This is a genomic window from Shewanella holmiensis (genome assembly GCF_025370255.1).
Classification (GTDB): Bacteria; Pseudomonadota; Gammaproteobacteria; order Enterobacterales; family Shewanellaceae; genus Shewanella; species Shewanella holmiensis.
This window is the reverse complement of record NZ_JAMTCD010000001.1, coordinates 1-14,964: the sequence shown is the minus strand read 5'-3', so window position 1 is coordinate 14,964 and position 14,964 is coordinate 1. Positions and strand designations below refer to the sequence as shown.

The 14,964-nt window shown below is 41.6% G+C and carries 9 protein-coding genes and 1 pseudogene; 7 read left to right on the top strand and 3 right to left on the bottom strand.

Annotation, left to right across the window (positions count from 1 at the left end):
• Positions 1-14 precede the first annotated feature (14 nt).
• The 3 genes from acnD to NE535_RS00040 all read left to right on the top strand — a co-directional run bounded on the left by acnD (position 15) and on the right by NE535_RS00040 (position 6,466).
• The gene (gene acnD, locus NE535_RS00050; RefSeq protein ID WP_261296660.1) at positions 15-2,609 is read left to right on the top strand and encodes a Fe/S-dependent 2-methylisocitrate dehydratase AcnD; all 2,595 of its coding nucleotides are present in this window, start codon (positions 15-17) and stop codon (positions 2,607-2,609) included.
• Between the two features lie 87 nt (positions 2,610-2,696).
• A complete protein-coding gene (prpF, locus tag NE535_RS00045; protein WP_261296659.1) occupies positions 2,697-3,869 on the top strand; it encodes a 2-methylaconitate cis-trans isomerase PrpF in 1,173 nt (390 codons plus the stop codon).
• Positions 3,870-4,315: 446 nt separating this feature from the next.
• Positions 4,316-6,466, top strand: coding sequence for a cation:proton antiporter (locus tag NE535_RS00040; RefSeq protein ID WP_261296658.1), 2,151 nt, complete (start codon positions 4,316-4,318; stop codon positions 6,464-6,466).
• 85 nt (positions 6,467-6,551) lie between these two features.
• Here NE535_RS00040 and bcp read toward each other — a convergent pair whose 3' ends face one another.
• Both bcp and NE535_RS00030 read right to left on the bottom strand, forming a co-directional pair.
• Entirely contained in the window at positions 6,552-7,016 is a 465-nt protein-coding gene (bcp, locus tag NE535_RS00035) for a thioredoxin-dependent thiol peroxidase (RefSeq protein WP_261296657.1), read from the bottom strand.
• Positions 7,017-7,110: 94 nt separating this feature from the next.
• A complete protein-coding gene (locus NE535_RS00030) occupies positions 7,111-7,650 on the bottom strand; it encodes a glycine cleavage system transcriptional repressor (RefSeq protein WP_188839826.1) in 540 nt (179 codons plus the stop codon).
• Between the two features lie 359 nt (positions 7,651-8,009).
• Between NE535_RS00030 and dapA the strand changes: the two genes are divergently transcribed.
• The 4 genes from dapA to NE535_RS00010 all read left to right on the top strand — a co-directional run bounded on the left by dapA (position 8,010) and on the right by NE535_RS00010 (position 14,765).
• Positions 8,010-8,894, top strand: a complete 885-nt coding sequence (gene dapA, locus NE535_RS00025) for a 4-hydroxy-tetrahydrodipicolinate synthase (protein ID WP_261296656.1) — start codon at positions 8,010-8,012, stop codon at positions 8,892-8,894.
• A gap of 3 nt (positions 8,895-8,897) precedes the next feature.
• Entirely contained in the window at positions 8,898-9,998 is a 1,101-nt protein-coding gene (gene bamC, locus NE535_RS00020; RefSeq protein WP_261296655.1) for an outer membrane protein assembly factor BamC, read from the top strand.
• 595 nt (positions 9,999-10,593) lie between these two features.
• Complete coding sequence (locus NE535_RS00015; RefSeq protein WP_261296654.1) at positions 10,594-11,676, top strand: efflux RND transporter periplasmic adaptor subunit; 1,083 nt, start codon at positions 10,594-10,596, stop codon at positions 11,674-11,676.
• On the top strand, positions 11,673-14,765 hold the full coding sequence (locus tag NE535_RS00010) for an efflux RND transporter permease subunit (RefSeq protein WP_261296653.1): 3,093 nt from the start codon (positions 11,673-11,675) through the stop codon (positions 14,763-14,765). Before NE535_RS00015 ends, NE535_RS00010 begins: the two co-directional genes overlap by 4 nt.
• Before the next feature lie 50 nt (positions 14,766-14,815).
• On the opposite strand, the pseudogene NE535_RS00005 reads toward NE535_RS00010, so the two are convergent.
• A pseudogene (locus NE535_RS00005) lies at positions 14,816-14,964 on the bottom strand (IS4 family transposase); the annotation flags it as partial.

The following is a 14,964-nucleotide window of genomic DNA, read 5'->3' as shown; positions in this document are numbered from 1 at the left end:
GTTTGGATGAAGTTATGAATAAGCAATATCGTAAATCCCTCGCTGGAACCTCTTTAGATTACTTTGATACCCGTGAAGCTGTCGAAGCCATTGCACCTGGCAGCTACGCTAAATTACCTTATACCTCCAGAGTGCTTGCAGAAAACTTAGTACGTCGTTGTCCTGCAGACCAATTAACCGCGTCGTTGAAACAGATTATCGAGCGTAAACGTGATCTCGACTTTCCATGGTTTCCTGCCCGTGTGGTTTGCCATGATATTTTAGGTCAAACAGCGCTGGTGGATTTAGCTGGTCTACGTGATGCCATTGCTGACAAAGGCGGTGACCCATCAAAAGTTAATCCAGTAGTGCCGACACAATTGATTGTCGATCACTCTTTAGCTGTAGAACATGCTGGTTTTGAAAAAGATGCCTTTGCAAAAAACCGTGCGATTGAAGATCGCCGCAATGATGACCGTTTTCACTTCATTAACTGGACGAAAACGGCGTTTAAAAATGTTGACGTGATCCCGCCTGGAAACGGCATCATGCATCAAATTAACTTAGAACGTATGTCACCAGTGATCCAAGCTCGTGATGGTGTTGCCTTTCCTGACACTTTAGTAGGCACAGATAGCCATACGCCAATGGTAGATGCCCTTGGCGTTATAGCCATAGGTGTTGGCGGCTTAGAAGCTGAAAGTGTGATGTTAGGTCGTGCTTCATATATGCGTTTACCGGACATTTTTGGTGTTGAGGTTGTCGGTAAACCACATCCTGGCATTACAGCGACCGATATTGTATTAGCGTTAACTGAATACTTACGTGCTGAAAAAGTGGTTTCTTCGTACCTAGAGTTTTATGGTGAAGGCACTAAACACCTGACATTAGGGGATCGCGCGACAATATCGAACATGACACCAGAGTATGGCGCTACAGCGGCCATGTTCTCGATAGATGAGCAAACGATTGATTATTTGCGGTTAACTGGACGTGAAGATGAGCAAGTTGCCTTAGTTGAACATTATGCTAAAACGACAGGTTTATGGTCGGATAGCCTTAAAGATGCGCAATATGATCGCGTATTACGCTTCGATTTATCCAGTGTTACCCGTAATATTGCAGGCCCGTCAAATCCTCACAGTCGAGTACCAACTTCTGAATTAGCCGCAAGAGGGATCAGTGGTGTTGTCGAAAATGAACCCGGTAAAATGCCTGATGGCGCGGTGATCATTGCTGCGATTACCAGCTGTACTAACACCAGTAACCCCCGCAACATGATAGCAGCTGGTTTAATTGCCCGTAACGCAAATGCCAAAGGTCTATTACGCAAATCTTGGGTGAAATCGTCTTTAGCTCCAGGCTCTAAAGCGGTACAAATGTATTTAGAGCAGGCTAATTTACTGCCTGAACTAGAGCAGCTTGGCTTTGGTATCGTTGCGTTTGCTTGTACAACTTGTAATGGAATGAGTGGGGCACTCGATCCCGTTATTCAGCAAGAAGTCCTCGAACGCAAACTATATACAACAGCCGTATTATCAGGTAACCGAAACTTTGATGGTCGTATTCATCCCCATGCCAATCAAGCCTTTTTAGCATCACCGCCTTTAGTTGTCGCTTATGCTATAGCAGGGACCATTCGTTTTGATATCGAAAAAGATGTTCTTGGTTTGGATCAACAAGGTAATGAAGTGCGCCTTAAAGATATTTGGCCAACGGATGAAGAAATTAACGCCATTGTTGCCAGCAGTGTCAAACCTGAACAGTTTAGACAAGTATATAACCCAATGTTCGATATCAAAGTTGAATACGGTTCACATATCAACCCGCAATACGATTGGCGTCCACAAAGTACCTATATTCGCCGTCCTCCCTATTGGGAAGGTGCATTAGCTGGCGAACGTACCATGAAAGGTATGCGTCCTTTAGCGGTTCTTGGTGACAACATCACTACCGATCATTTGTCGCCATCAAACGCTATTATGTTAGACAGTGCAGCAGGGGCTTATTTAGACAAAATGGGCTTGCCTGAGGAAGACTTTAACTCTTACGCAACTCATCGCGGTGATCATTTAACTGCACAGCGCGCGACATTTGCTAATCCAAAACTGTTCAATGAAATGGTCAAGGAAGATGGCAAGGTTAAGCAAGGCTCCTTAGCGCGAATTGAACCTGAAGGTAAAGTGAGTCGCATGTGGGAAGCGATAGAAACTTACATGGAGCGTAAGCAGCCGTTAATCATTATTGCGGGTGCCGACTACGGTCAAGGCTCTTCACGTGATTGGGCCGCAAAAGGTGTACGTCTGGCCGGAGTCGAAGTGATTGTTGCTGAAGGTTTTGAACGTATTCATCGTACTAACTTAGTGGGTATGGGCGTTTTACCACTTGAATTTATTAAAGGTGAAAATCGTCATACTTATGCCATTGACGGTACTGAAACGTTTGATGTCATTGGTGATCGCATTCCAGGCGCGCAACTGACTCTTATCATTAACAGAGCAAATGGTGAGCAGGTGAATGTTGCTGTCAAATGCCGCTTAGATACTGCTGAAGAAGTGTCTATTTACGAAGCGGGTGGTGTATTACAGCGTTTTGCGCAGGACTTTTTAGAGTCTAGTGCAGCTAAGTAATTTATCCCAATACTATTAATGAGCAAATAGGCGATGTATGGATTATCCAACGTCGCCTTTTTTAAGTAACAGATTTAAGGACAGACCATGACCTTTAAACCACAGTTAAAAATTCCAGCGACTTATATGCGCGGTGGTACCAGCAAAGGGGTGTTTTTTAATGTCAGTGATTTACCCTTAGCCGCACAACCCCCGGGGCCTGCGCGCGATCAATTATTGTTACGTGTGATTGGTAGTCCAGATCCCTATGGCAAGCACACAGATGGAATGGGCGGAGCAACATCCAGTACCAGTAAGACGGTGTTGTTATCTAAAAGCAGCCGAGCCGATCATGACGTAGATTATTTGTTTGGTCAGGTCGCTATTGACAAAGCTTTTATCGATTGGAGTGGTAATTGTGGCAATTTAACCGCAGCCGTGGGGGCATTTGCTATCAGCAATGGACTAATAGACCCAAGTCGTATTGTTGCTAATGGTATTACCGTGGTAAGAATTTGGCAGGCGAATATCAAAAAAACCATTATCGCCCATATACCCATGACCAATGGCGAAGTACAAGAAACTGGTGATTTTGAACTTGATGGTGTCACGTTTCCTGCTGCAGAAGTGCAAGTTGAATTTATCGATCCCGCCGATGGTGAAGGGGCGATGTTTCCAAGCGGGAATGTGGTTGATCAATTAGATGTACCTAACATAGGTAAATTTACTGTCACTATGATCAATGCTGGTATCCCAACGATATTCTTAAACGCAGCAGATATTGGTTATAGCGGAATGGAATTGCAAGATGCCATTAACAACGATGAAGCGGCTTTAGCTCGCTTTGAAACCCTTCGTGCCTATGGCGCGCTAAAAATGGGGTTAATTACGGATTTAGAACAAGCCAAAGCTCGCCAGCATACTCCTAAAATCGCCTTTGTTGCACCAGCTGCAGATTACGTGAGCTCCAGTGGTAAAGCAATCAGTGCTGCAGATATCGATTTATCAGTCAGAGCATTATCAATGGGTAAACTTCATCATGCAATGATGGGTACCGCCGCGGTGGCAATTGGCACTGCAGCCGCCATACCTGGTACTTTGGTTAATCTTGCTGCAGGTGGAGTAGAGCGTCAATCTGTTGTCTTTGGTCACCCATCAGGGACTTTGCGCGTCGGTGCTGAAGCTAAAATAGTGCAGGGCAGTTGGCAAGTGACTAAAGCCATTATGAGCCGAAGTGCAAGAGTGTTAATGGAAGGTAAGGTTCGAGTACCACAAGATTAATCGCTAAATTATGTCTATATTGCGAACATCATTATTAAGCCTAAGATCCGTCTTAGGCTTTTTCTTTTTAATTGTGATCTATCAGTAATTTGCTGCATTAATTTCAATGAAATACAATGTTCGACTAATACAAAATAGCGCTTGAACCATGGCTTAAATTAGTATTCTATATGCACAAATTTGTGTGGATGACTGAATTCAATGAGTTTGATTTTAAATCTTTAATTATCAATTGATTAAGTTCTTTGTGGTGATGCAAGCTATACAAGAAGATAGGCATTATGCATTTTTACGGCCTATGTGTTTATCGATTAAACTATCAGCTCGATAGATTTATGCCGCTTTCATTGTCATTATGAATTGGCTGAAACAGATGTAAGCTATATGTAGGGCGACGAATATTTTGCGTTGATGATTAACGCTGAAAATACCAAAAGGAAATTAATATGGTTGAACACATCACTGGCATGCTGGCGTTGATTGGTGTGCTATCGCTTTTGTGTCAATGGGCGGGTTGGAAATTTAGATTACCTGCCATCTTACCACTACTGCTATGTGGATTATTACTGGGACCTGGGTTGAATATTCTTAATCCAGATGAAATTTTTGGTGATCTATTATTTCCTATCATTTCATTGGGCGTAGCGGTGATCCTTTTTGAGGGGGCATTAACGCTTAACTTCAAAGAGATTAAAGATCACAGCCGCATGGTGACGAATCTTGTGACTATAGGCGCATTGATTACTTGGGCATGTATTACACCAGCAGCACATTTCTTTATGGGCTTTGACTGGCCTGTAGCATTTCTTTTTGGTGCATTAGTGGTTGTTACCGGACCTACAGTAATTGTGCCGATGTTGCGAACTGTGCAACCTAAATCGAACCTTTCAAGTATTTTGCGTTGGGAAGGTATTGTTATTGATCCTATAGGTGCATTGTTTGCGGTCTTGGTTTACGAATATGTTGCAGTTACCGCCGATCCCACAACACACGTATTGTACGCATTGGGCCTCACATTAGTGATTGGTTTTGGTATTGGCGCCGCTGCGGGTTACTTTATTGGTGTCGCACTGAGAAACAACGTCTTTCCGCATTACCTGCGAAATACCGCGGTGTTAACGATCATGTTGGGAGTATTTGTTGGCTCTAACTTATTACAACATGAATCAGGATTATTAACGGTTACTGTCATGGGTATTTGGCTTGCCAACATGCGTGGTGTAGACATCGCCGATATTCTAGAATTTAAAGAGACTTTAACAGTACTGCTTATTTCAGCCCTGTTTATTTTGCTTGCAGCACGTTTAGATTCTAGTGCTATGTTAGGGCTTGGAATTGGTGCTTTTGGTGTGTTGTTTGTGGTCATGCTGATTGCACGTCCATTAAGTATTTGGATATCTGCTCTAGGCACCAGTCTGACATCTAATGATAAGTGGTTCCTTAGCTGGGTCGCACCAAGGGGTATTGTTGCCGCGGCAATTTCTTCATTATTTGCGATTAAACTTGAAGAATTAGGCGTACATGGTGCAAGTTCAATCGTGCCGTTAGTGTTCTTTATCATTATTGGTACGGTTGTTATTCAAAGCTTAACCGCAGGTCCATGGGCTAAATTTTTAGGTGTTAAAGAAGGCTCAAATCAAGGTTTACTTATTTTTGGTGCATCAAAGTTCTCGCGTGATTTGGCTTCACAATTATTGGCTAAAAACATTAAAGTGATTTTGGCTGACAGTAACTGGGACAGCATTCGACAAGCACGAATGGAAAATATACCGGTATATTTCGGTAATCCGGCATCAGAGCATGCTGAAAATTACATGGATTTAAGTGGTATTGGCCGTGTGTTAGTAATGTCTCCATACCGTCAGTTAAACCCTTTAGTGAGTTTTCATTTCCAAGATTTGTATGGCACAGAAAAGGTGTTTGGCTTAAATAATAATGAAACAAACGTAGGAAGTGGACGACATCAGCTGTCAGAATCTTACTTAAAACGCTTATGTTTATTTGGTGAAAGTATCAGTTATGCCAAAATTGCCAGTTTGATGGCGAAAGGCGCGGTATTGAAAGTGACCAACATTACGGAAAACTTTAGCTACGAAAAGTTCCGCCAACGTTATGGTGAAACAGCTATGCCTTTGGTGTATATCACTAAAGATGCCAAGCTTAAAATCATCACAGGTGAAACCGAAAAACTCCCTGTAGGAATTGAGTTAATCAGTTTATTACCTCAAGAAGCTCAGGAACAAGCCATCATTCAACGTGAGCGAGATGAAGAGGCCGCGCGTTTAGCTAAGATAAAAGCTGAAGAAGAGGCCAAAGCGGCAGCGGAAGCCAGAGCCATTCGTGAAGCGGAAGAAGCTGAGCAACGAGCCATAGAAAAAGCGCGTCGTAAAGAAGAAGAACTGGCTAAATTTGAAGCTGAAGAAAAACTCAGGCTATTAGAAGAAGAGCAGGCTGCTTTGATTGAACAAGCCACAGCTGAAAAAGAAGTTGAAGCAATTAATACTAAGCTAGCACCAGAAAGTGCTGAAGTGGTTGTAGAAACTGATGCTCAACAAAACAATATTGCCGATGACACAGCGAAATCAGACAAACAATAATCTTGTTTTGATTAAGATGTAGGTGATACAAAAATGGCTTAGTGAAAACTAAGCCATTTTTATTACTGATCACAAACTAAGTCATTTATTTAAGAAGCTTTAGCACCACTTCATGGTGGTCTTTCGTTTTAAACTTATTGACGAAATGGCTGATTTTGCCGTCTGTACCGACGATAAAACTTAAACGATGAATTCCATCATAGATTTTACCCATATGATACTTTTCGCCCCAAACACCAAAAACATCTGCAACGCTATGGTCTTCATCACTCAATAAATGAAAGTTTAGCTCTTGCTTGTCAGAAAATCGCTGAAGCTTGGCGACAGGATCAGGGCTAATGCCTAATACTGTGACATTTAATCCGTCTAAATCCGCTTTAATGTCACGTAAACCTTGTGCTTGCACCGTACAACCTGGAGTTGAAGCTTTAGGGTAAAAATAAACTAATACAGGACCTTTTTTTAAACAGTCCTGTAATGAAATCGATTGGTCAAATTGATTTTGTAACGTAAACATTGGGGCCACATCCCCTGCAGTTAAGGTGTTCATATTCATTCCTTAGTAAAAATAAAAAAGGGCGCTAGGGCCCTTGAATAATATACGAATACTAATCAAAAGGAGATTAGTGTGATTCTTAAAATGGCTATTGAGGCGAGGTTGTACCTTGCATTAATTTAATGCTGCATTCAAGGTTCATGTCTTCTGCCAATTGATAAATTGTCGATTCAAGTTTGGCTAAATCGACTTTTTCAGGAATATTGATGGCTAAAAATATCGACTGAGTTTGCAGGCCTTCATTATCTTCTGCATGAGAACGCACTGCGGCTAGGTCAAGGGATCGATCAGCTAAAAATTGGGTAATCGATTTCATGGTTCCACGCTGATCTTCGCCAGTAAAGATAACTTCAATGCGAGAAACGAAATTTTTAGGAACATGTTTTGAGGTACGTTTCATCACTGTCATCAGTTCTAATTCAACACTGAGACTCGGCAATAATGTTTCTATTTTAGTGATTGCTGACCATGAGCCAGAAATCATCATAATCAGGGTAAATTCATTACCAAATAAAGCCATACGGCTATCAACGATGTCACAATCGCAATCACTGGCGAGTCTTGCTAAACGACTTACTAAGCCAGGGCGATCGGCACCCATTGCGGTAACGACCAGATAGTTGGTCATGGATTTTCCTCATTGTTCGAGTGAATGACGCAAATCTATTTACTAAATTACAAAGGCAAAATTATGCTTCTGTAAAGACGATAATATTAACATATGATGGCGATAAACCACCTTAATTATGCACAATTAAATCAATGCTGTGGGTAATTGGTTAAATTTGCAACACTACCATAAAAGTTAAACATTAAATCCGCCATTAATATGTAATCTGGTCTTCATAAAGCATAAAATGCTATGACCTTGTAGTCAGTTAGCATGATCTGGCTTTTTAGGGTAATTTTGATTTGAGCACTGCTAAAGCTTGTCATTACTTGATAGCATCAGTAACATAGCGAGTCCTGAAAACTTGGGGAAAATAGATGATAAACGGAAGCATCGTAGCCTTAATCACACCAATGAATAGTGATGGCACAATAGACTATGTAAGTCTTGAAAGACTGGTAGATTTTCATATTAATCAAGGTACCGATGCCATTGTTGCAGTTGGGACGACAGGCGAGTCTGCCACGTTACCGATGAAAGAACATATCGCAGTCGTAAAACAGACCGTAAGTTTTGCCGCCGGTAGAGTACCCATTATTGGTGGAAATGGCGCAAATGCAACGGCTGAAGCCATTGAGTTAACCAAAGGCATGCAAAATTCAGGCATCAGTGCCATGTTAGGTGTAACCCCTTATTACAACAAACCTACGCCTAAAGGATTAATTGCACACTATAAAGCCGTGGCTGCAAGTACTGACATTCCTCAGATTTTATATAATGTTCCTGGCCGCACAGCCGTCGATATGAAACCCGAAACCGTTGCTGAGTTATGTCATGTTAGTAACATTATTGGTGTAAAAGAGGCCACTGGTGATGTAAGTCGGGTAGCAAGATTACGTGAGTTATGTGGTAATGACTTTTTACTTTACAGTGGTGATGACGCTACAGCTCGTGAGTTCCTACTTGCTGGCGGTAATGGTGTTATCTCTGTTGCTAACAATATTGTTCCACATGCTTTTAAAGCCATGTGTGATGCAGCGTTAGCGGGTGAAGCACAACGTGCTGCAAAAATTGATGAGCCTTTGCGTGGTTTATACAGTTCATTATTTTGTGAAGCGAATCCAATCCCTGTTAAATGGGCGGTTCATCGTATGGGTTTAATAAGCGATGGACATATTCGTTTGCCATTGACTGAACTTTCTGAACAATTTCATGGTCTGTTAATAGAGACAATGAAAAATGCGCAAATTGAGGTGCAATAATACATGTTTAAAAAAGTCACCCCTATATTGATTATCACCGCGTTAACGGCTTGTAGTACCCCTATTGATCGTCGACAAGCCAATGGTAATGATGAATTTACTCAGGCCGAGACAATGGCTTTATTAACGATCCCAGAATCATTAAAACAGCCTAATTACAGTAAAGAATATGACATTCCACCTGTTGGCGATAAGGTTGATTTAAATGTCATTGGAAAACGATTAGACATTCGTCCCCCTTTGCAAGTGATTGCAATGGCAGAAGGGACTCATGTTGAAGAAAGCAGCAATAATATCAAAATTATCATTGAGTCAATTGATAATAATGTCGATCTCAAACAAGAAATTTTCAACGTTATTAATGGTTATTTAACCAAAAATAGTATTGCCAAACGCTCTGATGATTTTGCATCAGGCGTGATCGAAACCGATTGGATTGAAAGCAAAGAAGTATTGGAAACCAGCTGGTTTGGTGATGATAAAGCCTATTTACTGCGTCAACGCTACCGTTTTGATATTAACGTAAAGCCACATGGTCGAACAGGTGATGTCACCATCAACCTTATCGAACATGAAGAGTATTATGATGAAGATCAGCAGGAAGTATTCTTAACGGGTGAAGACAAACGTCGTTACACTGTCGACATGTTAAACAATACCGTGGCATATATGAGTATCGAACGTGAACGCACTATCCGTGCAGCACGTGTTGAACAAAGCCTTGGTATTGATGTCGATTTAGTCGAACCAGGTGAAGGCATTGAGTCATATTGGTTAGCGAAAGCAGACTTTAATAAAACCTGGGAGCGTCTTCGTATAGTACTGCCAGAATTAGGCTTTGATGTCGTCGATATGGACACTAGCAAAGGTCTGTTTTACATCAACTTAGAAGAAAGTGGTGGATTCTGGAGTTCTTTGTGGGGCGAAGAGAAATTATCACTGCAAAAAGGCAACTATCGTTTATTGTTGAAAACGACAGACAATAAAGAAGAAACCAAAATTTTACTGCATGACGTCACAGATGAGCCGCTTAAAAATGAAGCGATTGCTGAAGTGTATAATCGTATAGCAGCACAAATGAGAGAAGATCGGAAAGTACGATAATTCAAATGGATGAGAAAAAGAGATGCTTAGCATCTCTTTTTTTTTGCTTGCAGATCAAAAAGGCATCATTGCTCATTCAATAATTTGTAAGCAAAGGTAAAACGCCTTGCAGACCTGGTGGTGCTGAGTAAAATCAATGTTAATCAATTGCACCACTAGTGTAATGAGGATTTCTGTTTTACTTTGAGTAAAGACGTTCGTATAAAATAGTGATCTAAATTTGTTCCTTGTCACTATAACACTGGGATCTTTGAACTTTCCGGCTGTGTTTGCAGCGAATTTTTAGCTATTTATACAAGGCAGGGGCTTTGCCGTGTAGTTTTTGCTGCACAATAAACCTATCACGCTTTATAAAGGCAAAATAAATGCTGTCTGATGGATTCGGCTAAAAACCAATGACACTTTGTTGAGTGATTTATGCTTAGATTGTTAGGCTTTATTCCACTCGCTTGGCTTAATTGGTTTTATCTCGAACAAAACTCCACTAGTCAAGGTCAACAGATCCTAGCTTAAACCCTACAATGGCTAAATGAATCGCATTTTAATTTAGCCTATAAAAGCATGATTATAATATCCCTAAAGGGAATGGACACTGATGAAAAAAACTATACTAATAATCGCAGTTTGCGCCATAGCAGCTTTTGGCTATATTCAAATGCAGCCAAAACAGGCTCAAGTGCAACGTGCTAAACCCATTACCAACGTGGTATTTGCAAATACCAAACTGATGTCTATACGTGATGAAGTTGAAGCTATCGGTACGGGAAAGGCATATGAGTCTATTACCGTAACCTCCAAAATTACTGAAGTAATCACTAAAGTGAATTTTAAAGATGGTGACTTAGTTAACAAAGATGACTTATTGATACAGCTTCAAGATGCTGAACAGCAAGCTAAAGTCAAAGTGGCAAAAGTGAAGCTAACTGAGCATTTGCGTGAATATGATCGCATCAGTTCATTGGTGACCAGTAAAACGGTTGCTGAGTTAGAGCGAGATAGATTACAAAGCTTAATTGATTTAGCTCGAGCAGAAATTGAACAAGCAACATCTGCGTTGACTGACCGTCGTATCACAGCACCTTTCTCGGGGCGTTTAGGTTTACGTCAGGTCAGTTTAGGTAGCCTAGTGTCAACGGGTGAGAAAATTACCACCCTCGATGATGTGAGTAAAATAAAATTAGACTTCTCCATTCCTGAGCGTTTTATTCAAGAGTTACAAGAGGGTAAACAGGTGGAGGCACACGCAGTGGCTTTCCCTGAACGGGTATTTATTGGCACTGTGACCTCTATTGATAGTCGTGTCAATCCGGCTACTAGAGCTGTTGTGGTGCGTGCTGTTTTGCCAAATGAAGATCTTGCCTTGTTACCGGGTATGCTAATGAAGGTGAAACTTATCAAGCAAAGTAGACAAGGGCTGTTATTACCAGAATCTGCCATTATTCCAATCCAAGATAAGCATTATGTATACAGTACTAATGCTGATGATGAAATTATTCAAATCCCAGTTAAGCTAGGCGTTCGTACCCGTGGCTGGGTTGAGATTATTGAAGGCTTAGACGTTAATCAACAGGTGATCATTCGTGGTATTTTAAAAGTGCGCCCTGGTGATAAAGTGAAGCTACAAGAAGCTGAGAACTTTCACTTTGCGCAAACAGGTCAGGCGGAGAATGCAGCATGATCTTAACGGATTTATCAGTAAAGCGTCCGGTGCTTGCCTCGGTCATCAGTATTTTGCTTATTGTGCTTGGGTTAGTTTCATTTGGCAAACTGCCCTTACGTGAATATCCCAATATCGATCCTCCAATCGTTTCAATTGAAACCAGTTATCGTGGTGCAAGTAGCTCGGTAGTCGAAAGTCGGATTACTCAGCTAATTGAAGATCAAATTAGTGGTGTAGAAGGCATTCGCCATATCAGTTCATCAAGTTCAGATGGACGTTCAAGTGTTACCATTGAATTTGATATAGGTAGAGATATTGAAGCCGCAACTAACGATGTACGCGACCGTATTTCAGGTCTGCTGGAACAACTCCCAGAAGAAGCGGATTCCCCATCTATTTATAAGGCAAATGGCAGCGATGAAGTGATCATGTGGCTTAATTTAGTCTCTGATCAAATGGATATTTTACAGCTTACTGACTACGCAAACCGCTACTTAGTTGATCGTTTCTCCGTGATTGACGGCGTGTCTACACTCCGCTTAGGTGGCGGTAAAGTGTATGCGATGCGGATTTGGATTGACAGACAAGCCCTTGCAGCAAGAAATCTAACGGTGACTGATATTGAAGCAGCGTTACGTTCAGAAAACGTCGAGTTACCTGCGGGTTCCATTGAATCACAAGATCGTCATTTTACTGTGCGTTTAGAACGGGTATATCGCACGGCAGAAGACTTCTCAAATTTAGTCATAACCCAGGGCGAAGATGGGTATTTAGTTAAATTAGGTGATGTTGCCAAAGTTGAAATTGGCAGCGAAGAAGAACGTATTGTGTTCCGTGGTAACAAAGAAGCCATGATTGGTCTAGGGGTCAGTAAGCAGTCAACAGCGAATACACTTGAAGTGGCTCGAGCCGCTAATGCGTTGGTGGATAAAATCAATCCAACCTTACCGGCGGGAATGGAGATTAAGCGCTCATACGATAGCTCAGTATTTATTGAGCGATCAATAGAAGAAGTTTATCAAACGCTTTTTATTGCAATGATACTAGTGACTATAGTGATTTATTTGTTCTTAGGTAGTGTAAGAGCAATGCTGATCCCAGCTATTACTGTTCCTGTTTCTTTGTTGGCGACTTTTACTGTGTTGTATGCTCTTGGCTACACCATTAACTTATTAACTCTGTTAGCCATGATCCTTGCAATTGGTATGGTGGTTGATGATGCTATTGTTATGCTTGAAAATATTCATCGCCGCATTGAAGACGGTGATTCACCACTTAAAGCCGCATTTTTAGGTAGCAGAGAAGTGGCGTTTGCGGTTATTGCTACCACTTTAGTCCTCGTCGCGGTATTTATGCCAATTACCTTTTTAGAAGGGGATTTGGGTAAATTGTTTAAAGAATTTGCGGTTACCATGAGTGCGGCTGTAATTTTCTCAAGTATTGTTGCGTTAACATTAAGTCCAATGATGTGCTCAAAGTTATTAAAACCTGCTGAGCAAGATTCATGGTTAGTGAAGCAAATTGATAAATTGATGCTGAGGTTGTCAAAACACTATCAGGGCACTTTGCAAAAAGCCTTCAAACAACCGTTACTCGTCAGTTTTCTGGTATTGATTGCCTTCGCATTGAGTGGTTACTTATTACAAAAAGTACCACAAGAATTTGCGCCTCAGGAAGACCGTGGCTCAATGTTCTTGATGGTCAATGGTCCTCAAGGTGCAAGCTTTGAATATATAGAGCAATATATGGACGAGGTTGAAGGTCGTTTAATGCCATTAGTCGACAGTGGCGATATTAAACGCCTGCTTATTCGTGCCCCTCGCGGATTTGGCACCGCAACCGATTTTTCTAACGGCATGGCTATTATTGTGCTTGAAGATTGGGGGCAGCGTCGCAGTGCAAATGAAATCATTGTTGATATCCGCAACCGTTTATCTGACTTAGCCGGAATTCGTGCGTTTCCTATTATGCGACAAGCATTTGGCCGAGGTGTTGGCAAGCCTGTGCAATTTGTATTAGGTGGTCCGAATTATGAGGAGCTTGCACAATGGCGTGACATCATCATTGAAAAGGCGAAGGAAAACCCAAATCTTGTAGGGTTAGACCATGATTACCAAGAGACCAAGCCTCAATTACGAGTTGTGATAGACAGAGTCCGTGCCGCTGATTTAGGTGTATCGATTTCACACATAGGCCGAACATTAGAGACCATGTTAGGGTCAAAATTAGTCACCACGTTCATGCGCGATGGTGAAGAATACGATGTAATTATTGAAGGGAATCGAGAAAATCAAAGTACCGCCAGCGACATGGAAAACCTCTATGTGCGTTCGGCGCGAACCAATGAACTTATTCCGCTGTCGAATTTAGTCACCATTGAAGAGTTTGCCGATGCCAGTTCACTAAACCGCTATAACCGCATGCGATCAATTACCCTTGAGGCTAATCTTGCTGACGGCTACAGCTTAGGTGAAGCGTTAGATTATCTGAATGATTTAACCTTGACGTATTTACCAGCAGAAGCCGTGATAAGTTATAAAGGACCTTCATTAGATTATCAAGAGTCTGGTAATTCAATGAACTTCGTGTTTGTGCTCGCACTCGGGATTGTGTTCCTAGTACTTGCGGCGCAATTTGAAAGTTATATTCATCCGATGATTATTATGCTGACAGTACCTTTGGCAACTTTGGGCGCATTACTTGGCCTATGGTATACCGGACAAAGTATCAATATTTACAGTCAGATTGGCATTATCATGTTGGTTGGTTTGGCTGCGAAAAATGGTATTTTGATTGTTGAATTTGCTAACCAATTACGTGATAGAGGCATGGAGTTTAATGAGGCTATCTTGCAGGCATCTGTGCAGCGATTACGTCCAATACTAATGACAGGAATTACTACTGCCGCCGGAGCATTACCCTTAGTTATGGCGCAGGGAGCGGGTTCAGAAACTCGCTATGTCATTGGTGTTGTTGTGCTATCAGGTATTACGCTGGCGACATTTTTTACTTTGGTTGTGGTGCCAGTTGCTTACAGTCTGTTTGCCAAAAATAGCCATTCCCCCGATGCTGTAGCAAAAAGATTAGCTATTGAACTCGACAAGTAGTTAGCTGTGACAAAAAGCCCGTCAATGACGTAATGCTATTCGGATAAGCATTACTGTTTATATTTAAGTGGATAGCGGCTAGGTATATAGAGCACTGATCGTGGATACGTTCGGTGCTTTCTTTTATCTGGAAGGATAAAGTGTTTTATATCGGCTCGCATTTGCTTAAGTTTCGCTGGCAGCTTTCCATCAGGTGATA